This is a genomic window from Glutamicibacter sp. 363, assembly GCF_052379505.1.
Taxonomy (GTDB): Bacteria; Actinomycetota; Actinomycetes; order Actinomycetales; family Micrococcaceae; genus Glutamicibacter.
Genome location: NZ_JBQSYR010000013.1, coordinates 1 through 21008, shown reverse-complemented (window position 1 = coordinate 21008; position 21008 = coordinate 1). Strand labels below are relative to the sequence as shown.

The window sequence follows — 21008 nt, the reverse complement described above, 5'->3', positions numbered from 1 at the left end:
GCACAGATTGATAAGGAAAATCCATGGCAACTCATAATTCTCTTTTCCAGGACTCAAACGTCAGCCGGCACCCCGAGGGCTTGGCGGTCTCCGTGCAGCTCCCGTGGTATCGAAGCCTGTGGCTCTCTGCGGTGGACAACGTTGAAGCACGTGTTAACGGGGTGACGGTACCCACCGATAACCTTCGATTTGAACTGCAAGGCACCAGCTACCGCATCCATGAGCTGCCCGAACAGTGGGACACCCTGTGGTTTGTTGCTGACCGCCCCGACGTGGTGATCAGCCTGGAGAACCCACCGGCGCAAGGAGAGTCGGTTGAGGTTGAAGTGGTGCTGACCATGCGTCTGCTGTACATGCAGATCGCCCCAATGCGTTATGTCACCAACCGGGTCGCAGTTGGGCGCCAGCTGGTGCTCTCATGAGCAGCTTAAAAGTGGCCATGATTGGCCATGGATTCATGGGAGCGGCACACTCCCAGGGGTGGCGAACCGCGCACCGGGTCTTCGATCTGCCCGGTAAACCGCAGATGACGGTGCTGGTGGGGCGCAACAGCGCCAATCTCGTGGCGGATGCCGCCAAATGGGGTTGGGAATCGAGCAGCACAAACTGGCGCGAGGTCATCCAACGCGACGATATCGACATCATTGACATCGTCACCCCGGGTGCCTCGCACGCGGAAATTGCCATTGCCGCTCTCGAAGCGGGCAAACACGTACTGTGCGAAAAACCCTTGGCGAATACCGTTGAGCAAGCCGAACGCATGGCCGCGGCGGCCGAGCGTGCGGCAAGCTGCGGGGTGCAAACCATGGTCGGATTCACCTACCGGCGGGTACCGGCGGTCAGCTTCATGCGCCAGCTGATTCAGCAGGGGGTGCTCGGTGAGATCCAGCAGGTTCGTGCCTCCTACCGTCAAGACTGGTTGGTGGATCCCTCCGCGCCGTTGTCCTGGCGCTTGCAACAGGACCAGGCCGGCTCCGGGGCCTTGGGAGACATTGGCGCTCACGCCATCGACCTAGTGCAGTTCACCACGGGGTTGCACACCCAAGAGGTCAGCGGTGTGCTGCAGACCATCACCGAACACCGTCCACATGCCGACGGCAGTGGTTTCGGTCAGGTGAGCGTGGATGACTTGGCGCTGTTCACCGGGCGGCTCTCCAATGGGGCCTTGGCCTCCTTCGAAGCTTCACGGGTTGCTACTGGGCGGAAGAACGCCTTATCGATCGAGATCTCCGGGTCCAAGGGTGCGCTTGCCTTCGACCTGGAGGAGCTGAATAGCCTGCAGTATTTCGACCGGGAAGATCCGCAAGATCGCCAGGGTTTCCGCAACATCCTGGTGACCGAACCGGTCCACCCGTACCTTTCGGGTTGGTGGCCAGCAGGACACATGCTCGGATACGAACACGGCTTCTCTCATCAGGTCAAGGACTTGATCGAGAGCATCCATGACGGAACCCCGGCGCATTCAAGTTTCGCCGAGGGTCTGCAGGTTCAGCGTGTGCTTGACGCGGTGACCCGCAGCGCGGCCACTGCCTCGGCCTGGACATCGGTCGGGCACCAGGCCGAGATCCACGTAGTTTAGGAGAAAATCATGTCTAGACCCATCACACTTTTTACCGGACAGTGGGCGGATCTTCCGTTTGAACAGGTGGCCAAGCTTGCCGGGCAATGGGGTTATGACGGTTTGGAGATCGCCTGCTGGGGTGACCACCTTGATCCCAACCGCTGGGACGATGAGCAGTACATTCACGGAAAACTGGAGGTGCTGGAGCGTTACGGGCTGAAGGTCTGGACCATCTCCAACCACCTTAAGGGCCAAGCGGTTTGTGATGACCCCATCGACCAACGGCACCGGGAGATGCTCCCAGATTCCGTGTGGGGCGACGGGGACCCGGAGGGTGTCCGAAGCCGGGCGGCCGAAGAACTGAAAAACACCGCCAGGCTGGCGGCACGGCTCAATGTCCAGACGGTGACCGGCTTTACCGGCTCATCCATCTGGAAGTATGTGGCCATGTTCCCACCTGCGTCGGACTCCATGATCGATGCGGGCTATCAGGACTTTGCGGACCGCTGGAATCCGATCCTTGATGTTTTTGACCAGGAAGGTGTCCGTTTCGCCCACGAGGTCCACCCCTCGGAAATCGCCTATGACTACTGGAGTACCCAGCGGGCGTTGGAAGCCATCGGGCACCGCGAGGCGTTCGGGTTGAACTGGGACCCGAGCCATATGGTGTGGCAGGACATTGACCCCGTGGGATTCCTCTGGGATTTCCAGGACCGGATCTATCACGTGCACTGCAAGGACACCAAAATGCGTTTGGACAACGGACGCAACGGGCGTTTGGGTTCGCACCTGCCGTGGGCCGATCCCCGTCGCGGCTGGGATTTTATTTCCACCGGTCATGGAGACGTACCGTGGGAGAATGCGTTCCGAATGCTGAATTCGATCAACTACCAGGGCCCGCTGTCCGTGGAATGGGAAGACGCAGGCATGGACAGGCTTGTCGGAGCCCCAGAAGCGTTGGAGTTTGTGCGGAAGCTATCGAAGTATGAGCCATCGAGTGCGGCATTTGATGCCGCGTTCAGCACCAAATAACAACCCACAAAACCGCATCGGGCAGAAATGGCCGGTGCGGTTTTGTGGGTTGTTTGGCTGGTGGCAGTTCGGCCCGCGATCTGCCGCTTAGCGTACGGTGCTGCGGTCCGGGGAGGGCCGACCGTCGGCAAACCAGCGGGGGAACGTGACATCGAAGAGCTGCTCGATGGCCAGTTCGACACCGCCATGCAGTGGTTCAAGTTCGTCATTAACCGATAACGTAATGGTGATATCACGGGTGGCTAACGGAATGGATCGTTCATAGATCCGCTGACGCACATCGGCGAGGAACAGTTCACCGACGGAGGCAATGGCGCCACCGAACACGATCACCCCTGGGTTAAACAGATTGACCAAAGTGGATACGGCCTCCCCGGCCACCATCGCGGATTGCTGAATCAGGGAAATGGCCAGTGGATCACCGGCCTGCGCGGCTACCGAAATCACCTCCAAGGTGATTGGCTGCTTTTTGGCCAGCGCGGCCAACGGGCCGTCGCTGCCAGCATCAACTGCCTGCTGGGCGTCACGAACCAGCGCCCAACCGCCGCCGACGGCTTCGAGGCAACCGACTTTGCCACAGCGGCACGGAGCGGTGGAATCCGGGATTCGCACATGTCCGATATCCCCGGCAGCCCCGTTCGCGCCACGATGGATCGAGCCCTGGGAGAGCAACCCTGCGCCGATGCCGGAACCGATCTTGCAATAGATTAAATCTACATTCGCTTCGCGGCGCCGGGCACGCTCACCCAATGCCAGCAGGTTTACGTCGTTATCCACCCAGACCGGCGACTCGAAGCGCTGTTCAAAGGGGGTCCTGATGTCGTATCCGTTCCAGCCGGGCATAAGAGGGGGCGCGGCCGGGCGTCCACTGGCGAAATCTACCGGTCCTGGAAGTCCGATGACCACACCCCACACCGCAGGCGCTGCGTTCTTGTCCAGGATCGTGTCGATCTGCTTAAACAGTTCCTTAATGGTTTTGGCTGGTCCCTGCGCGATATCCCACTTACGTTGGACATGTTTTTGCAGCTTGCCATCGAGGTCCGTAATGCCAACGCGGATACGCTGGGCGCTCAGCGCGCAGATGATCAACACACCTTGTTCCGAATGGAACCTCAAGGTGCGCGGTGCGCGGCCGCCAGAGGAGGCGGCGAAATCGCTGTCTTTGAGGAAACCGTATTGGATTGCCTGATCGATGCGTTGGCTGACGACGCCGCGGCCTAGCCCGGTCACCTTGCCGATTTCCGGTCGGGTTGTTGCTTCCCCGGTGCGTACGAGGTTGACGATCCGCAGAAGGCTCGTCACTTCGTCTGTTTGGGCTCCGAAGTGGAGCGTCGACATTGTTGCCATAACTGATAATTCTTGCATATCTTAAGCGAAATGACAGGATGCCGGGCGAACTAATGTTGAAAACAACACAACTTATGCGTTTTACAAACCTATAGAGTCATCTTGCGTGATCGACGGCTAAGCACGCCGTGAGCTCACCTAATGTCGAACACTACCTCCTCTTCAAGATGCCTGAAAAACATGTCAATGCAAGTAGCTAGACTCACCGCTCTGGGAACCATAAGGTTGGAAAGCTTCAAACTTTCGTTGTTTTTAGACTTAAGTCAGGATATCCTAGAGATGACGTAGGGGCCCGCTGGCCCGTTTGCGCCGGGAGAAATCGGTGCAAGCACATTCTGTCGCGTAGACGACCCGATCGATCGGGCAGATAACTATGAAACTTTCACCCTTGAGGCTCAGGCTGCTGGTCACCTGTCTACTCACCGTCTCGTTTCTCGGCGCCATGGACCACACGGTGGTCTCCACCTCGTTGGCCACCATTGCCGGTGAGCTCGGTGCACTTCAATACATGAGCTGGATCGTTGTTGGCTATACGTTGGCCAGCACGGTTCTCCTGCCGGTACTCGGTAAACTGGACGACATCCTTGGACCACGCAAGATCTTCCTTGGATCCCTGACCGTTTTCCTTCTCGCTTCCCTATGCTGTGGGTTCGCTGCCGACTTTAGTTGGCTAATCGCCGCCCGTGTAGTTCAGGGGATGAGCGCCGCGGGGCTGCAGCTGATGTCGCAGACCATCATTGCGCGAGTGACCACCCAACGCGAACGTCCGCGCTACATGGCGATGATCGGTGCCGCGTTCCCGGTCGCAATCTTGGTGGGACCCTTGCTTGGAGGGATCATCACCGATCATTGGGGCTGGCAGTGGGTCTTCTGGATCAACATCCCCCTCGGAGTGGTCGCCCTGGTGCTGGCCTTGTTTGCCCTGCCGCGACTGGAGGGCAATTCCGCGCCACGTGGTTTTGACCTTGCCGGAGCCGGAGTCTTCACGATCAGTCTGGTAGCACTGATCCTCGGAATTACCTGGGCCAGTGACCGCGGAGCCTCGATCTCGACGGTCGCGATCCTGTCGGTTAGCCTGCTCGGTTTCTTACTGTTCTTGTGGATCGAAACCCGCGCGCCTGAGCCCATGATCCCGCTCAAGGTTTTTGGCAATCGAACCATCGCTGCCGGAACTGCGCTCTCTGCCATTATCGGCGTGGGATTGTTCTCGATCACCGCCTACCTGCCGACCTATGTTCAAATGGCCTATCAGACCAGCGTCACGGTCTCTGGGTTGGTTCCGATTGCCACCGTTTTCGGTATGCTCTGCAGCAACCTGTTCACCGGATGGTGGGCCAGCCGCACTGGCGGTTACTGGATGTTCCCGGTCATTGGCACCGCGTTGGGCGCCGCCGGACTATTCGCCATGGCTCTGCTTCCGGTGGGGCAACCACTGTGGGTCCCCATGGCCATTATGGCCGTGGTGGGGATCGGTACCGGTTCGTTTATGAACCTGATTGTGGCCCTAGTGCAAGGTGCGGTGCCAGTGCGGCAAACCGGAACTATCACCGCAACGATCAACCTCGTGCGACAAATCGGTTCCACGGTGGCCACTGCGGTGATCGGCGTGAGTATTGCCGCCGGAGTCGCCGGGTTGCTGCCGGTGGGGTTGGATGCGGCCACGCTCACCCCGCAACAGGTCCATGCTGCCCCGGCTGCGGTGCAAGCAGAAGTGGCCGAGATCTACAATTCGGTATTCACCCCCGTCTTCACGGCACTAGCCATCGCGTACGTCGTGGGAATCATAGCCGCACTTTGCCTACCCCGCGGCCGGCTGAGCAACGCTCCCGCCGGTGCTCCCCTTGAAACCGCGCAACCCGTCACTACCGGATCCTAAAAAGGAGAATCTTATGTCTCAACCCACCATCGCCATTGTTGGCAGCGGACCCATCGGCTCGGCTTACGCCCGGGTGCTCATTGAGCAGCATCCCGACGCGCGGGTAGTGATGTTTGAAGCCGGCCCGCAACTCACCGAGATTCCCGGTGAAAGTGTACGCAATATCGAAGACCCCGCGGCCAAGGCTCAAGCTCGCGAGAAGTCCCAGGGCCCGCAGGCCGGAGCGTATCGCGCATCCTTGGGCATCCCGGAGGCCACCGTTACCGAAGGCATGTTCACCGCCCGACAGGGAACGCACCTCCTGGACTTCGGTGGCCCAGGCTCGGCCCACGCGGCCAGTTTCCCGGCCGCCGCGGCGGCAACCAATGTTGGTGGTCAAGGTGCTCACTGGACCTGTGCCACCCCCGAGCCCGCGTTTAGCGAGAAGATCCCCTTTATTCCGGAGGATGAATGGGATTCCTTGATGGTGAAGGCCAAGAACCTGCTGCATGTGCAAAGTGCGGCCTTTGCCGACTCGGCGGTGGGGGAAGCGATCCGTAGCCTGCTGGACGAAGAATTTGGCGCTGAGCTGCCCGAAGGGTATGGGGTAGGTACCTTGCCGGTGGCCGGCGACCCGCAACCGGACGGGTCGATCCGCTGGGCCGGTGCTGATGTGGTGCTCGGGCCGTTGATCACCCCGGGAAGTGAACAGGCTTCGCGCTTCGAACTGCGCGACCTGAGCTTAGTGCTGCGTGTTGAGCTGGACGGGCAGCGTGCCACCGGGGTGAGCTACAAGGATCTGCGCAACGGGCAGAACTCATTCTTCGCCGCCGATGCGGTGGTGGTGGCCGCTGATGCATTCCGCTCCCCGCAATTGCTCTGGGCCTCGGGGGTCCGTCCTGCAGCCCTGGGGCACTATTTGACCGAACATCCGGTGGTCATCTCCACCGTGGCCCTGGATGCCATAAAGATGGAGCGTTTTGCTACCGCGGAAGATCTCAAAGCCGAGCTTGCCCGCCGGGCGCTGAACCCGGCGGATCCGGTGGCGGCGGTGAATCGTATTCCGTTCTCTGAACCCGGACACCCCTTCTCAGTCCAGGTGATGTACACCGAATCCACCCCTTTTCCCATGGATACAGGGGCCGAACACGCGAATAACCGCTGGGGTTACGTCAACATGGGCTACGGCATGCGCAAGCAACCGCGGTTTGAGGATGCGGTGAGTTTTGATGACAGAGAGCCGGACTATCGCGGGTTGCCCGCCATGCGAATCGACTACGCCCTCACAGCGGTGGAAGAAGCCGAAATTGAGCAGGCAACTCTACGGTTGCGACGAGCCGGCGAAGCGCTTGGTGCATTTGTCGCCGAACCGCGGCTCATGCCCAACGGGTCTAGCCTCCACTATCAGGGCACTATGCGTATGGGCGAACACAATGACGGTACCAGTGTCGCAGATCCCTATTCTCGGGTGTGGGAGCATTTGAATCTAGTGGTCGGCGGCAATGCACTGATTCCCACGGCCACGGCCATGAACCCGACGCTGATGAGTGTGGCCATTGCGGTCCGTGGTGCCCGCCAGCTAGCCGATGATCTGGCGGCCAACCCTGAGCTGAGCTCGGCGTCCGATACGGTCACCGCGGTGTAGCTGGGTACCGGTGCCCGCTCATTTGTGGGCACCGAAGGTATTTGTTAAGCAAATATCAAGCATATACAGAACTCTGTTCCGCGAATACTTGAACTGGACCACACTGGTGTTGTAGCTCACAATTTGGCGCTGCATTAACTCGAAAGGCATAACCATGGAACGTCCACTATCTCATCTTGCCCACTTGGAAATTACCAGCCCGGATGTCGAAGCCTCGGCGGTCTTCTACGAGGAAAAGTTCGGTATGCGCATTGTCGAACGTGCTGAGGGCAAGATCTACCTGCGTTGCTGGGGTGACTACTACCGCTACAGCCTGGTGGTTGTTCCGGGCGAGGACGCCTCGTTGGCTCGGATGGCCTGGCGTACAAACAGCCCGGCGGCCCTGGAAGCTGCGGCAGCACAGGTTGAAGCCAATGGTGTGCAGGGAGTCTGGAGCGAAGGCGGCCTGGGATACGGGCGGGCCTATGAATTCACCGGCCCTTACGGCCACCACATGCGGTTGACCTACGATGTGGAGCGTTTTAACGCTGAGGAAGAATTCGCTTCGACCTACCCAGACCGTCCGGAGAAGCGCAGTAGCCACGCTGCCGCCCCACGGTTCCTGGATCACGTCACCGTCGCCAGCTCGGACGTGCGCGGCTTCGCCGACTGGTACAACAAGGCACTTGATTTCCGCATCATGGCGTTCACCGAACTCGACGAAGCGCCAATCACCGTTTTCTCGGTCTTGACCACCAACGAAAAGTCGCACGACCTCGGTGTGGTGCTTGATACCTCCGAGACCCCCGGACGTGTGAACCACATTGCCTTCTGGGTCGACACTCACGAAGACCTGCTGCGCACCGCTGATGTGATGATGGAGAACGGAACCCCGATGGAATACGGGCCATCCATCCACGGCATCGGCGAACAGAACTTCCTGTACTTCCGCGAACCAAGCGGGCTGCGTGTGGAACTGAACTCCGGCGGCTACCGCAATTACGTCCCGGACTGGGAAGCCAACACCTGGACCCCATCTGCGGGCTCAAACAACTTCTACCGCAACGGTGCGATGCCACATTCGATGACCGAGTCCTTCCCGCCGGCCGACGGTCTGACCGCCACCGAAGAGGGCGCCTCGGAAGAAATGAAGGCCGCGTTGCTGAACCCATACGCCGAGCAGGGACGAGGCTAAGCAGATGACGTACTCGCTGATCCGCTTCACCCAGCCCGGCTCGGAAGTCGAACAGGCTGGTGTGCTGGTCGATGGACATGTTCACCCAGTGCCGCCCCAGATCAACGACCTGGTGGAGAACTGGGCTGCGTGGGAAGAAAAGATTGAGCACCTGATTGCCGACGCGTCCACCGCGGACTCGATCAACGTGAACGAGGTTAGACTGCTTTCCCCGGTGCAACCGCAACAAATCATCCAGGCCGGTGCCAACTACCGTACCCACGTCATTGATCTGGCGGTCTCTCACAAAACCGAAGACCAGAGTGAGGAAGAAGTCCGTGAACAAACCGCACGGATGATGGACAAGCGCTCCCAGGAGGGTTTGCCCTACTTCTTCATCGGCCTGCCCAGTGCAATGGCCGCCCCGAACGATGAGCTTTCGCTGCCTTACTACAGCCAGTCCCACGACTGGGAGCTGGAACTCGCAGCGGTTATCGGAAAGTACACCTATCGGGTCAGCGTTGAAGAAGCCCTGGAACACGTTTTTGGGTACACGATGGTTAACGACATCACCACCCGTGACCTCGTTTTCCGTCAGGACATGCCCGCCATCGGCTCGGATTGGTACCGCGCAAAAAATGCGCCGGGATTCTTCCCTACCGGGCCGCTGTTGGTTCCTTCGAAGTTCATTTCGGACCCGCAGCAGCTGACCGTGACGCTGAAGCTGAACGGGCAAGTGATGCAGCACGAATCTACATCCGACATGATCTTCAACGTTGCCCAACTAGTTTCCCATGCCTCGTGGAATATGCCATTGCTGCCAGGGGACCTCGTTTTGACCGGTTCGCCGGCCGGGAACGGAGCGCACTGGGGACGTTTGCTGCGTGATGGGGATTTGATGGAAGGCAGTATCACCGCATTGGGAACCCAAACGGTGGCGTGCCGGGACGAGGTCCGGGTATGAGCACCGAAACCCACACATGGGTAGGTGCCGCCCCGGAGCAAGCCATCGCCCAGGCAGCACAGCGTTACCGTAACTGGGGGCGCTGGGGTGAGGATGATGTGCTGGGTACCCTGAATTTCATCACCGAAGCCAAACGTGTTCAGGCAGCTTCCCTGGTACGCCGCGGCACCACCTTTTCACTCTCGCAGCCATTCAGCTCCGAAGGGCCGCAGAAAGGGTGGCGCCGGCGCACCAACCCGGTACACACCATGACCGATACCGGGGTAGAGGCCGAGTATGGCATGCAGGGCTTCCCTCACGGTTTCGGGGGCGCCGATGATGTGATCTCGATGCCCCTGCAGTGTTCAACCCAGTGGGACGGCTTGGGCCATATTTTTGACCGAGGCAAGGCCTGGAATGGCCGCCCCGCCAGTCGTGTGGTGACCTCCGAGGGGGATCAGGTCACGGGAATTGAAACCGCCGCCTCCCAGATTGTGACCAGAGGGGTGTTGCTCGATGTTGGCCGGGTTTTTGGGGTCAACGGGGAGCTGCCCGATGGTTTTGCCATCACCGAGGAACACCTTGAACAAACCATGCACGCTCAGGGTGCCACCTCACAGGTGAGCAGCGGGGATATTGTAGTCATCCGTACCGGGCAGTACACCCGGGCCAAACGCGAAGGCTGGCAGGATTATGCCGGTGGGGCGGCCCCAGGATTGTCTTTCGGGACCGCCGGCTGGCTGCATCGCAATGAGATTGCCGGGGTAGCAACCGACACCTGGGGTTTCGAAGTCCGACCCAATGAATTTGAGGGGGCCTTCCAGCCCCTGCATCAGGTGGCGATCCCCAACATGGGTCTTTTCTTGGGAGAAATGTGGGATCCGGATGTATTGGCGGAACACTGCGCCAACGATGGAGTTTATGAGTTCATGCTCAGTGCCGCACCACTGCATATCGTCGGAGCCGTAGGCTCGCCGGTTAACCCGCTCGCCATCAAATAGGCAACGGTCCCCCAGAACAACAAAGGAGAAAATCAGATGGCCGCAGTATCTACCGTTGGTATCGTCGGCGCCGGCGCTGCCGGGCTGGCACTCGCAACGTTCTTGGCTGACGCGGGAATTAAGACCGAAATTCTGGAGAAATCCGAGGCCCCATCCACCCTGGGGTCCGGGATTACCCTGCAAGGCAACGCGTTGCGAATCCTGCGCCAGTTGGGTTTGTGGGAGGAAATCTCTGAACACGGCTACGCCTTCAACGACTTAGGACTGCGTGCACCGAACCCCGAGGGAACGGTGCTGGCCATACTCGATGATGTGCATACCGGAGGGCCGGAACTTCCGGCAACCTTCGGGATGTACCGCCCGAAGCTGGCCGCCATCATGCGCGAGCGGGCACTCGCCGCCGGTGTAGTGATCAGCTACGGCCAGACTGTGAATACTGTTCAAGAGCTCGGTCACGGGGCGCGATTGACCACCGAAGACGGAGCAGTCAAGGAATACGACCTGTTGGTTGGTGCCGATGGAATTCATTCCACCGTGCGTCGGGCCATCGGGATCACCGCTGAACCGCAATCTACCGGAATGGGGATCTGGCGTGCATTTGTTCCGCGACCGGCCGAGGTCGTTCGAACCGACCTGACCTATGGCGGAAGCTGCTTCATCGCTGGATACTGCCCCACCGGGCAGCAGGATATGTACGCCTACCTGGTGGAGCGGGCCCAGGACCGTCATGATCAGAAAGACGCCACGATCATGGCCGAACTTGCCGCCAACTATGGTGGTCCGTGGAATGAAATCCAGCAATCTCTGATCGACGGCGCACCGGTGAACTACACCCACTTCACCCAGCATGTGGTGGACGGGGATTGGCACCGTGGCCATACCGTCATCATTGGTGACGCAGCACATTCCTGCCCTCCAACCATCGCCCAGGGTGCGGCGATGGCCCTGGAAGACGCCGCCGTCCTGGCCGAACTGTTGATTGGCGCCGACGCGGTAGACAACCAGCTGTGGGAACAGTTCTACACCCGACGTGTTGAACGAGCCAGTGCGGTGGTTAAGGCTTCGGTGCAGCTGGGCCAGTGGCTTTTGGAAGGCGAAAAGAACGCGGATGTCCCGGGTCTAATGGGTGGCCTGGCCTCGCGACTGGTGGTGCCGGCATGAGCGAGAATCAGCCAATCATTGACGTTCACGCCCATGTGCTGCTCCCGCAGCTAGAAGCGCTGGTCAAGGAACACCACCCGGAGGGATTGGCCGAACAGCAACAAACTGACCTGTTGCGCAACGGTGCAGCATCCCAGCAGAATTCTGGGCTGATGATCCGTGAACGCTGGCCGCTGCTCACCGACCTGTCAGCGCGACTGGAACACATGGACAAGAGCAGGGTGGAGGTGCAAATCATTTCACCCTCACCCTCACACTTTTATGCATTCGCCAACGTGCAGCTTGCGACCACGTTGTTTCAAGAAGCCAATCGGCTGGTGCGCGAATACATCGAACGGGCTCCGAGTAGATTTCATGGGCTGGGGCTGGCACCCCTGCAACACACGGAGCTGATGGTGGCGGCCCTGGAGGATGCGATGCTCACCCGGGGTCTGCTCGGAGTGGAAATCGGTTCCTACGCACCGGATCCACAGGGGGCAACCGTTGAACTCTCCGATCCACGCTTGGATCCCTTCTGGAACCGAGCCCAGGAATTGGGTGCGATCATCTTTTTGCACCCATTCGGATGCCCCCTGGAAGCCAGACTGGATAAGTTTTACCTGGCCAATACCGTGGCGCAGCCGGCAGAGAATGCGGTCGCGTTATCCCACTTCATTTTCGCCGGGGTACTTGACCGGTTCCCGGAGCTAAAGCTGGTTGCCGCCCACGGCGGTGGCTACCTGCCACAGGTTATCGGTCGTTCAGATCATGCCTGGGAGGTCCGCCCCGAGGCCCGGGTCTGCGAACACCGGCCGTCAACCTATCTCACCCGCCTCTGGTTCGATTCACTGGTACACAGCCCCTTAGAACTTGCCCGACTCGCCGAAACCGTGGGCAGTGATCGAGTTCTTCTGGGATCTGATTATCCGTTTGATATGGGCAGTGATCACCCGGTAGATGAACTTGAAAAAACCGAACTGGGGCAAGCCCAACGCGAAGCCATCCTGCGGGTGAACGCCGCCGAGCTGGGTCTGGGCTCCCTATCTCAAACTCCGGGCACGGACCTGGAAGGGAGCGAAGACTAATGGCAATTGTGGCGCGCTGGAAGGAAGCCAGCGGCAACGAATACAGTGGTTTTGTTGCTGAAAACCGGTGTTACGCGCTGCCCAACGGCGGTAGCGTTCAAGACCTCTGTGAGCTGGGGCTTGCAGCCACCGTGCAGCTGGCCACGCAGACCATCGCGACCGGCGTCAGCGTTGGACTAAATGAGGTTCAGCTGCTGGCCCCGCTGCAGCCGCCAACCATCCGTGATTTTGTCGCCTTCGAGGAACACGTTGAAGGAGTCCGAATCTCGGTGGACGGCGTCGCCGGGGTCGTTCCCCAGTGGTTCGAGGCTCCAACGTTTTACTTCGGCAATCCCCACACCGTGCGCGGTACCGGTGAAATCATCCCGATTCCAGCCGGCTGTGAAGAGCTGGATTTTGAACTTGAGGTGGCCGCGGTGATCGGGGCCGTGCCCGGGAGTAATGGGGAAAGCCTTGATGCGGCCCTGGCCCATCAACATATTTTCGGATACACGATCTTTAACGACTGGTCCGCGCGAGACCTGCAACGCCGCGAAATGAAGGTCAGTTTGGGACCGTGCAAGGGCAAAGATTTTGCCAGCACACTGGGACCGTGGATCGTGACTGCGGACGAACTTGAGCACCGCCATGACGCTGAGGGTTTTTTGGCCTTGGAAATGCGGGTGAATGTTAATGGTCAGCAGCTAGGACTGGACCTGCTTTCTCATATGGGATGGCCCTTTGCCGAGTTGGTGGCTTATGCCTCTGCCGACTCGGTGGTTCGCCCAGGAGATGTCTTGGGCTCTGGTACCTGTGGAAGCGGCTGCCTAGCTGAACTGTGGGGACGTAACGGCGCACAAACCCCACCACCGTTGCAGCCGAAGGACACAGTGGTGATGAGTGTGGAGGGTATCGGAACGATCAGCAACACGGTTGGAGTGCGCCGCGAGGCGGCCAGCCGGGTCCCAGCCACACCTCGCCCGCGCCTTTCAGCTGCGCAGCGGCCGCGAACATGAGTCTGCGGCTGGCTGGGAAAACCGCGGTGGTGAGTCAAGGAAGTGTTGAAGTCTGATCGACGTTGACCAGTGGGCCCGGCCGGGATCCGTGCGAATTCGGCTCATCCGGGATTCATCAAGACGCCCGTGATTGCCTGCGTAAATCCAAGCTTTCGTGAGGTGGCAATTCTCGAAACAACGCTGGGTCGTGCAGGTCGGAGCGAGGATGTGGCCAACGTGGTGGTGTTTTTGATCAGCGAGCTGTCATCTTTTGTCAACGGTGCGGAAATCCCCGTAGACGGGGACAACTCGCTCGCGGCGGAGCCAAATCCGTCTCGGATGCGCTCAAACGAACAGGTGTGGGCTCTAACAGTTCACCTCGTTCGCCACCGAAATCACCTCGACGCTAGTGAAACCGACAATGCGAGGGAAGTAAAGTCTAAGCTGACACCATGAAGAATCTTGATATAAATCTGTTGCCAGCGCTGCAAAGCCTGCTGAGAATGCGTAATGTCACGCGGGCAGCGGATTTTTTGGGACTGAGCCAACCGGCCACCAGCGCCGCCTTGTCCCGACTGCGCCGCTACTTCGATGATGAGTTGTTGATCCGTTCCGGGCGTAACTACGAACTCACCCCGCTGGCTCAGGACCTGCAACCCTTGGTGGAATCGGCCATGCACGCGATTGACCGGGTATCGACAATCAAAAGCCAGTTCAACCCTGCCACGAGTGATCGAAAATTCGTGATTGTTGCTTCCGACTATGTGGCAGCGATGCTAGTTGAACCCTTGCGCGCGATTTTGCGTGTTGAAGCGCCGGCGGTCTCCGTGGAAATTACACCAACTTCGGCGACCTCCTGGGATCACGGTAACGACGGACGGTGGGATCTGATTGTTGGGCCCATGGGTTATGATCTGCCCGGGCATGGTAAACCGGTTTTCCGCGATAGTTTCGTGGCAGTTTTAGATGCCGATAACCCGGTACTGGACAAGCCGGACCTCAGCGCCCTGGACCTAGCCAAACTCCCACAAGCGGTGGGCTATTTTGGCACGGACATCCGGACACCCGGTGACCAATTCTGGGACGTTTTGGGGCAAAACCCTGTGATTGCCGCGCGTGTACAAGGCTTACTTTCCTTGCCGCTACTAGTCGAGGGAACGGATCTTGTCGCCTTGGTGCCGCGAATGTTGGCCTACAAGTATTCGAGGGGAACGAACATGGCGATTGTGGATTTCCCTGTGGAGAATGAAGCTGCGCTGGTGGAAGCCATGTTCTGGCATACAAGCCGTGATGATGATCCGGCCAATTCCTGGCTCAGGTCGGTAGTGCAACGCGCATGCGGGAAACTCCATGAGATACTAGAGACTTTAACTCCTGAAGTGCGTCATGCGACCACCCGTGATAACTCGTATTTAGATTAATAGTTGTGGGTAATGGTGTCAAAGTGTAATGCTGGCTAGACGAGATTTTCAAGTCAAGTGAGACCTCTAAGTCTTAGACCAACATCTTTTCCTCAGTTTTCTGTTTGATCAGTTCGTTATTCCAAGCCACTTCGGGCAACAACTTCTGCTCTTCATTCAAGTTCCGGACACCAAGCAGCTGAACAATCGGATGCATCCAGATCTTAAACCGGCGAAAGGCACCCGTGACGAGGAGCTAACCCGGCTAAGCCCGGGGTCGTTGTCAGGACCGCTGCGATCATCATCGCTGAGATCTCCGGCAAAAGCTTCGCTAGCGCTGCGGTGTTGGCTTCCTACGCTGGATTGGCGCCGACCACACGCCAGTCGGGGACTTCCATCAGGTCTGAGCGCGTCAGTCATTCAGGTAGCAAACGATTGAAACGGGCGCTCTTCCTCTCGGCGTTCGCGTCCATCCGTTTCGATCCAACCAGTCGGGAATATTGTGATCGGAAACCAGCCCAAGGCAAACGCCACAACCAAGCACTCATCGCGCTGGCTCACCGACGGCTCAACGTCCTGTTCGCCATGATCCGAGACGGCTCACCTTATGACGTTCCGGAGCTGAAAAGTGCTTGACTTTTGACATAGGGGCATCCCTCGATGCCTGACGGTCGCGTCAACCCTCGCGCGGTTCGATCGCTGCCACCTCGACGGTTTCCAACCTCGGGTGCAGATGGTCTCCGTGCTCAACCACCCCCGTGACCCAGCTGATCACCAGCCCGTCCTCGGTGTCCTGAAGGATAGCCAGGTTGTTATCGAACCAAGGCCCCTTGATGCCGTCCCAGCGAAAGGGCAGGTCCGGCACACGTGCCCTGCGCGCCATCCAAGCCCCGAACGGGACGGCCGGCCCCAAGGCCAAGGCCGCGGCAAAGTAGCGCATCAACCGGGGCAGTGGGTTGCGGATGGGCGAACACACAGCTTGCAGGATCCTGCTCCCGTTCTCTCCTTCGACTTCGGAGACGTAGGAGAAGTGCACGTCTCCGGAGAGGAACGTGACCGTCTGCGGGGCGGGGCCGCGCTTGCCATCGGCGACCTCGGTGGCCCACCGGGCCACATCCTGGAAGCTTTTTTGGAACGCGGCCCAATGTTCAAGGTCCACGGCCCGGCGCAGTCGTTCGCCCAGCCACGCCCGGGCCGGGCCGCGTTCCCCGGAGGAGCAGACCTCGTTCCACGCTTCCACGTGATGCAGGCCCATGGGCAGCAGGAAGGGCAGTGAGGTAGCGACCAGCAGGTGGCGGAATCCGCCTTGCATGTGCTCGTCGAGCCACGCACTTTCCGGTGGATCGAGCAGGGCACGCGCTTCGGGGTCAAGGCTCCGGGCGGCACGTGAGTCCACCACGATCAGCCGCACCGTATCCCAATCGCGGCAGTAGCTGAAGCTGTATTCTTCCGGTGCGGCATCGACGCGCTCGGCGAACCGGTCCAAGTCGGCAGTGATATCCAGTTCTTCGGGGCCGGTGTGGGCCGCGATGCGTTGCCACAGTGGATCTGCAGCCCGCCCCTCGGGGGAGAGGTTGCCCAGGTGCTGATAGATCCAATACGAGCCGAGACCCGCAACAATGCGTTGGTGCCACCAGCTTCTCTGCTCCATGTCCTGTTTCCAACGCAGCGAGGAGTTCCAATCGTCGCGGATGTCGTGGTCGTCGAAGATCATGGCGCTGGGCAGGGTGGAAAGAAGCCAGCGGTTGGCCGGGTCCGACCAAGCCAACCGGTACAGGTGGGCGTATTCCTCGAAGTCCTTCAGCTCCGCCCCGGGTTCGTCCCTGATATCGCGCCGGCTGCGGATGAACTCGCGCATCTGGTCACTGGTGGAGTCCGCATAAACCTGATCCCCGAGGAAGAGCATCAGATCCGGCCACGGTCCGTGCGCCGGGCCCGCCATGGACAGGGCATAGGCGCGCATCGCGTCAACTCCGTGCTTGCGGTTGCCGGCCGCGTCGTGCGGAATGCTGGTGCGGCAGGACCCGAAGGCCAGCCGTGGATTCTTGGCGGGGTCGATGGTGGCGATGATCGATTCGGGGAAGCCGTCCTCGCGCGGCCAGACAGCGCTCCCCTGGAGATGCACGTTGTAGGGATAAACGCTTCCAACCTCCAGCCCGCTCACCTCAACTAACGCATAGTGGTGGCCGTGGGCAGCAAAAGTCGGCGCACGCCAGGTGTCTTCACCGCAACGGACCTCGACGGTGCCAGGCCGGGCTGTCTCCACCCAGATACTGGCGGAGGTGGCATCCACGTGGCGGAGCATCGGGCCAAGTAAAAGGTCCTGATCGCTTCGCTGGCTCATCGATTTCCTTTCCTGATGTTCAGGTCAACCAAGAATGGCACAACAACATCGTTGGGGATAGGCCCGGCTGCCGGGCACGGGAGCAGATGATGCCTAGGATGGGCTGATGAGTGAATCCCCGTTTCTGCAAACCCGCCGCCGCCTCGTGGCTGCCGCGCCTTCAGAGATCTTCGAACTGCTCAGGGATCCCGCCATGCACCCGGTCATCGACGGCTCCGGAACGGTGCGGGCCTCAAACGCGAAGGGAAGCAAACTCACCCTGGGCAGCGAGTTCGGCATGCAGATGCGCCTGGGGGTCCCGTACCGGATCAGCAATACCGTGGTGGAATTCGAGCAAGACCGGCAGATCGCCTGGCGGCACTTTAGCGGGCATCGGTGGCGCTACGAGCTGGAAGCTGTCGGGTCAGGGACAATGGTCAGCGAAACCTGGGACGCGAGCCGGGTGCGGCACCAATGGCTGCTGCGGCTGATGGGCTTCACCCGGAGCACCGGGCCCAATATGGAACGCACCCTGGAACGGCTGGCCGCGCAGTTCCCCGAGGCCACCGAGTAAGGGGCCCATTGCCCTGAGTAACTCGTCGATGACGAGGCAAAACACCGTGCCCAGCCGCAGCGACGCGTTCTTGCGCTAATTCACCGAGCTCATCGGCGGTCCGCTGGGAAAACACAGCAATCCGGGGCGGATCTACCCGGACTTCCTCACCATCGAGAGAGTGCTGGTGCTCCTCAACGTGGTGGTCGCACTGGTGGCCGTCGCTTTCAAGAACGCCTACACCTGAACCTTGCTGTTCGGACTGGACCGCGCTCTTCGACGCTTGCAGGTTCGCCGAGAACGCGTCCGCCACCACGGGAACCGAATTCGACTGGGCGCTGGCATTCTTCGATCTGAACTTCTTGTAGGTGGCGGTCCGGATTGCTGGGTGCAGGCTCTGAGATGCGGCGATGGTGGTGCTAACCCCCGGGATCAACCTGGCGGCGACGAATAACTGGTACATGAGCGCGGTGGCGTTCCTGGCCGGGGTGCTTGTCGGCCGGGCGCCACAAGAAAGGTCTTCACGGGCTCTTAAAAGTTAAGCGTGGTGCAGAGTGCTCGGCAGGGCCGCAACCCTGCCGTGTATAACAATATCCGAAGCCGATAATGCCCATGATTCCTATAACCCCGACCAATCCGTTTCAGGTTCTTCGCTGTCAGATTCGCTTCCTCATTCCTGGCGTTCGTCAGCCTCGTTCGGCTGAACACCAAAACCTCACTCCTCCACGCAGCGAATGTGCGGTACATCGACTTCACCTCAACCATTTTGTTGTTATCAGGGATTTCTCCTGCACCGCCCATCTGGATTGGAATTCATGGGTATCCGCGGCTTTCAACAGTTGCCGCACGCGCTCCTTGTTCGCATGAATCACCCCGAATTCCGCGTCAGTTCCATGATCACCTTCAATCGTTCAACCTGCTCGATCGACAGGTTCTCCTAGTTGCAGCTCAGCAGCTGCCGGTACTTGTAAGGCCGGATCAGCCGCCCGGCCGCGACGCTCGTGCACTTCGTGGGAGCTGCGCCGGCGGACCTGCATGATCATCAGAGTCGCCCGCTGAATCACGTGGAAATGATCCACGCTGACCTTAGCCTTCGGCAGATTATCTCGCACCGCCTTGCAGAATTCCGATGACTTGTAGATTGCGACGTACTGCACACTTTGATACCAATACCGTGGCCGGGATTTCTACCATCGTTTCACTGCGGTGCCACGGCGACCGTCCACGGTATCCAAGTTCTTTCCGTTATCCAGATCAGTAACCACGATCGACCAGGGCTCAATCCGCACGACTTTCCTAGTCCTGTCCCAAGCGTGGCGGACTTCGCGGAATCGGTGCTTGTCGATGTCGAATAGGCGGAGGGACATCCGGTCCACATCTAGGTATGGACTGCCGTTTCGCGCTCTAAATGCGAAGCGTCCTAGAAGGTCTTGCCCGAGTAGCCCAACTTGCGCGAAATTTGCGTGGCGGTAGATCCCATCACGGACTTGAGCGCTTTCATCCGCTCGTCAGGCATGTAGGGATTAGTGGCAGACATGCTGATGGCGGCGATGATCTGGCCACTGCCGTCGCGGATCGGTGCGGCGACGCATCGGATGCCAGGCTCATTGTCTTCCAGATCCAAGGCGATGCCTTCTTTTGCGTAGGCTTTCATCCTGGACAGGAACGCCTCCTTGGTTTGATGCGAGGCCTGTTCTACAGGCGACTCGGAATCAAAGGTGGATTCCCAGCGCAGGGGAGTATCAAGCAGGAGCGCTTTGCCGATGCCGGTGCGGCTTAGAGGCATGCGCTGTCCGACTCGTGAGCGCATTTGTGCGCCGCGAGTTCCGGGGACTTTGTCGACATAAAGCACCTGCGCTTCGTCTTCCACCGCTAGATGCACCGTGTCCTGGTACTTGCGGGCGAGCTCTTCCAAAATGGGTTTCGCAATAACAGGGACCGGGCTTTGATAGAGGGCATGGAAACCCAGCTCGATCAGTGCCGGACCCAGGCTGAAATCGGTGCCATGGGTGCTGCGCAGGAATCCGCGCTGCACCAGGAGCTTCACCATGCGTTGCGCAGCGCTCTTTCCGATATTGGCTGCGGCTGCCACTTCATTCAGATTCGTCGCACCGCGGCCAACAGCGCGCAGAATCTCCAGTCCGCGAGCAAGTGTGAGCGTGCCCGGAGGAGGAGCGTCAATTGAATCGTCTGTGGTGGGTTCGGGATTCATGGTCATGACGTGTCCCTTAGTATGAAAAGATCAGAGTATTTCATCCCACTATATACAACGCCTTTTGAACTATTGGGATACCTCCGACACTATTCAGATGTGAAGGGGAGCACAGCTGAACGATCTTGTGCAGTCCATGAAATGAAAACAGGAGTTATGACAAACATCGCCGAAGCCCAGTTGATCGCCTTGGACTGGGGAACTACGTCCGCACGCGCCTACCTCATGGGCGCCGATGGCCACATCGTGGCGGAACGCAGTGCAGCTCTTGGCATCATGCAAGTGGCCTCGAAGGCGCAAGCCGAGACCCAGTCCCTCGATGAGGCCTTCAAGGCGACGCTGACCGAACTGTGCGGCGATTGGCTGGATAACTTCGAGAATGTCCCCGTGATCGCCTGCGGAATGGTGGGCAGTCAGCAGGGCTGGACCGAAGCGGCCTACCGACCAGTTCCAGCCAATTTGGCTGATCCAGAATTCGAGTTGGCATCAGTGGAGATCGCTCCGGGCCGAACGATGCAGATCATCCCCGGCGTCTTGGACCTCAAAGAACTTCCAGACGTCATGCGGGGCGAAGAAACTCAAATCCTCGGTGCCATTGATCTTGCCGCCCTGAACGCAGATGACTCCGAAGAGCAGCTGTTCCTGCTCCCGGGGACGCACTCCAAATGGGTCAAGGTCTCCGGACGCACGATTACCGAATTCTGCACTTCCATGACAGGTGAGACGTTTGCACTGCTCAGCACCCAGTCCATCCTCTCCAAGCTCATCGAGCCAGCACCATCGG

The 21008-nt window shown here is 59.4% G+C and carries 18 protein-coding genes and 2 pseudogenes; 16 read left to right on the top strand and 4 right to left on the bottom strand.

Annotated features, from left to right (window positions below):
* Positions 1 to 23: 23 nt before the first annotated feature.
* Genes ACT3UA_RS09365 through ACT3UA_RS09355 form a run of 3 tightly spaced genes read left to right on the top strand, consistent with a single transcriptional unit; the run spans position 24 to position 2593 of the window.
* Positions 24 to 422, top strand: coding sequence for a C-glycoside deglycosidase beta subunit domain-containing protein (locus ACT3UA_RS09365; protein WP_444616113.1), 399 nt, complete (start codon positions 24 to 26; stop codon positions 420 to 422).
* Entirely contained in the window at positions 419 to 1579 is a 1161-nt protein-coding gene (locus tag ACT3UA_RS09360; protein WP_444616111.1) for a Gfo/Idh/MocA family protein, read from the top strand. The genes ACT3UA_RS09365 and ACT3UA_RS09360 overlap by 4 nt, the downstream gene beginning before the upstream one ends.
* Positions 1580 to 1588: 9 nt before the next feature.
* A complete protein-coding gene (locus tag ACT3UA_RS09355) occupies positions 1589 to 2593 on the top strand; it encodes a sugar phosphate isomerase/epimerase family protein (protein ID WP_444616108.1) in 1005 nt (334 codons plus the stop codon).
* A gap of 87 nt (positions 2594 to 2680) precedes the next feature.
* On the opposite strand, the gene ACT3UA_RS09350 is transcribed toward ACT3UA_RS09355, so the two are convergent.
* Positions 2681 to 3895, bottom strand: coding sequence for an ROK family protein (locus tag ACT3UA_RS09350; RefSeq protein WP_444616106.1), 1215 nt, complete (start codon positions 3893 to 3895; stop codon positions 2681 to 2683).
* 433 nt (positions 3896 to 4328) lie between these two features.
* On the opposite strand from ACT3UA_RS09350, the gene ACT3UA_RS09345 reads away from it, so the two are divergent.
* The 11 genes and pseudogenes from ACT3UA_RS09345 to ACT3UA_RS09295 all read left to right on the top strand — a co-directional run.
* Complete coding sequence (locus tag ACT3UA_RS09345; protein ID WP_444616104.1) at positions 4329 to 5816, top strand: MFS transporter; 1488 nt, start codon at positions 4329 to 4331, stop codon at positions 5814 to 5816.
* A 13-nt stretch (positions 5817 to 5829) separates the two neighbouring features.
* The gene (locus tag ACT3UA_RS09340) at positions 5830 to 7440 is read left to right on the top strand and encodes a GMC oxidoreductase (protein WP_444616102.1); all 1611 of its coding nucleotides are present in this window, start codon (positions 5830 to 5832) and stop codon (positions 7438 to 7440) included.
* Positions 7441 to 7594: 154 nt separating this feature from the next.
* Complete coding sequence (locus tag ACT3UA_RS09335; protein ID WP_444616100.1) at positions 7595 to 8614, top strand: VOC family protein; 1020 nt, start codon at positions 7595 to 7597, stop codon at positions 8612 to 8614.
* Between the two features lie 4 nt (positions 8615 to 8618).
* A complete protein-coding gene (locus ACT3UA_RS09330) occupies positions 8619 to 9557 on the top strand; it encodes a fumarylacetoacetate hydrolase family protein (protein ID WP_444616098.1) in 939 nt (312 codons plus the stop codon).
* Entirely contained in the window at positions 9554 to 10537 is a 984-nt protein-coding gene (locus ACT3UA_RS09325; protein ID WP_444616096.1) for a cyclase family protein, read from the top strand. Before ACT3UA_RS09330 ends, ACT3UA_RS09325 begins: the two co-directional genes overlap by 4 nt.
* A 36-nt stretch (positions 10538 to 10573) precedes the next feature.
* The gene (locus ACT3UA_RS09320) at positions 10574 to 11698 is read left to right on the top strand and encodes an FAD-dependent monooxygenase (RefSeq protein WP_444616094.1); all 1125 of its coding nucleotides are present in this window, start codon (positions 10574 to 10576) and stop codon (positions 11696 to 11698) included.
* Positions 11695 to 12762, top strand: coding sequence for an amidohydrolase family protein (locus ACT3UA_RS09315; protein ID WP_444616092.1), 1068 nt, complete (start codon positions 11695 to 11697; stop codon positions 12760 to 12762). The genes ACT3UA_RS09320 and ACT3UA_RS09315 overlap by 4 nt, the downstream gene beginning before the upstream one ends.
* On the top strand, positions 12762 to 13757 hold the full coding sequence (locus tag ACT3UA_RS09310; RefSeq protein WP_444616090.1) for a fumarylacetoacetate hydrolase family protein: 996 nt from the start codon (positions 12762 to 12764) through the stop codon (positions 13755 to 13757). Before ACT3UA_RS09315 ends, ACT3UA_RS09310 begins: the two co-directional genes overlap by 1 nt.
* A gap of 69 nt (positions 13758 to 13826) precedes the next feature.
* Positions 13827 to 14192, top strand: a complete 366-nt coding sequence (locus tag ACT3UA_RS09305; protein WP_444616088.1) for an SDR family oxidoreductase — start codon at positions 13827 to 13829, stop codon at positions 14190 to 14192.
* Positions 14189 to 15157, top strand: a complete 969-nt coding sequence (locus ACT3UA_RS09300) for a LysR family transcriptional regulator (RefSeq protein ID WP_444616086.1) — start codon at positions 14189 to 14191, stop codon at positions 15155 to 15157. Before ACT3UA_RS09305 ends, ACT3UA_RS09300 begins: the two co-directional genes overlap by 4 nt.
* Positions 15158 to 15406: 249 nt before the next feature.
* Positions 15407 to 15772: pseudogene (locus ACT3UA_RS09295) on the top strand (transposase); the annotation flags it as partial.
* A 40-nt stretch (positions 15773 to 15812) separates the two neighbouring features.
* On the opposite strand, the gene ACT3UA_RS09290 reads toward ACT3UA_RS09295, so the two are convergent.
* On the bottom strand, positions 15813 to 17480 hold the full coding sequence (locus ACT3UA_RS09290; protein ID WP_444616084.1) for an alkaline phosphatase D family protein: 1668 nt from the start codon (positions 17478 to 17480) through the stop codon (positions 15813 to 15815).
* 106 nt (positions 17481 to 17586) lie between these two features.
* On the opposite strand from ACT3UA_RS09290, the gene ACT3UA_RS09285 reads away from it, so the two are divergent.
* On the top strand, positions 17587 to 18033 hold the full coding sequence (locus ACT3UA_RS09285) for an SRPBCC family protein (protein ID WP_444616082.1): 447 nt from the start codon (positions 17587 to 17589) through the stop codon (positions 18031 to 18033).
* A gap of 510 nt (positions 18034 to 18543) precedes the next feature.
* On the opposite strand, the pseudogene ACT3UA_RS09280 reads toward ACT3UA_RS09285, so the two are convergent.
* Positions 18544 to 19391: pseudogene (locus ACT3UA_RS09280) on the bottom strand (ISL3 family transposase); the annotation flags it as partial.
* Between the two features lie 41 nt (positions 19392 to 19432).
* The gene (locus ACT3UA_RS09275) at positions 19433 to 20230 is read right to left on the bottom strand and encodes an IclR family transcriptional regulator (RefSeq protein ID WP_287041613.1); all 798 of its coding nucleotides are present in this window, start codon (positions 20228 to 20230) and stop codon (positions 19433 to 19435) included.
* A gap of 150 nt (positions 20231 to 20380) precedes the next feature.
* Between ACT3UA_RS09275 and ACT3UA_RS09270 the strand changes: the two genes are divergently transcribed.
* Positions 20381 to 21008 (top strand): 2-dehydro-3-deoxygalactonokinase (locus ACT3UA_RS09270; protein ID WP_444616080.1); only part of this gene is annotated, 628 nt, incomplete at its 3' end.

Coding starts and splice junctions, on each gene's coding strand:
- ACT3UA_RS09310 (WP_444616090.1), top strand. CDS start 12,762: ATGGCAATTGTGGCGCGCTGGAAGGAAGCCAGCGGCAACGAATACAGT.
- ACT3UA_RS09315 (WP_444616092.1), top strand. CDS start 11,695: ATGAGCGAGAATCAGCCAATCATTGACGTTCACGCCCATGTGCTGCTC.
- ACT3UA_RS09360 (WP_444616111.1), top strand. CDS start 419: ATGAGCAGCTTAAAAGTGGCCATGATTGGCCATGGATTCATGGGAGCG.
- ACT3UA_RS09320 (WP_444616094.1), top strand. CDS start 10,574: ATGGCCGCAGTATCTACCGTTGGTATCGTCGGCGCCGGCGCTGCCGGG.
- ACT3UA_RS09285 (WP_444616082.1), top strand. CDS start 17,587: ATGAGTGAATCCCCGTTTCTGCAAACCCGCCGCCGCCTCGTGGCTGCC.
- ACT3UA_RS09290 (WP_444616084.1), bottom strand. CDS start 17,480: ATGAGCCAGCGAAGCGATCAGGACCTTTTACTTGGCCCGATGCTCCGC.
- ACT3UA_RS09340 (WP_444616102.1), top strand. CDS start 5,830: ATGTCTCAACCCACCATCGCCATTGTTGGCAGCGGACCCATCGGCTCG.
- ACT3UA_RS09335 (WP_444616100.1), top strand. CDS start 7,595: ATGGAACGTCCACTATCTCATCTTGCCCACTTGGAAATTACCAGCCCG.
- ACT3UA_RS09300 (WP_444616086.1), top strand. CDS start 14,189: ATGAAGAATCTTGATATAAATCTGTTGCCAGCGCTGCAAAGCCTGCTG.
- ACT3UA_RS09275 (WP_287041613.1), bottom strand. CDS start 20,230: ATGACCATGAATCCCGAACCCACCACAGACGATTCAATTGACGCTCCT.
- ACT3UA_RS09365 (WP_444616113.1), top strand. CDS start 24: ATGGCAACTCATAATTCTCTTTTCCAGGACTCAAACGTCAGCCGGCAC.
- ACT3UA_RS09330 (WP_444616098.1), top strand. CDS start 8,619: ATGACGTACTCGCTGATCCGCTTCACCCAGCCCGGCTCGGAAGTCGAA.
- ACT3UA_RS09355 (WP_444616108.1), top strand. CDS start 1,589: ATGTCTAGACCCATCACACTTTTTACCGGACAGTGGGCGGATCTTCCG.
- ACT3UA_RS09325 (WP_444616096.1), top strand. CDS start 9,554: ATGAGCACCGAAACCCACACATGGGTAGGTGCCGCCCCGGAGCAAGCC.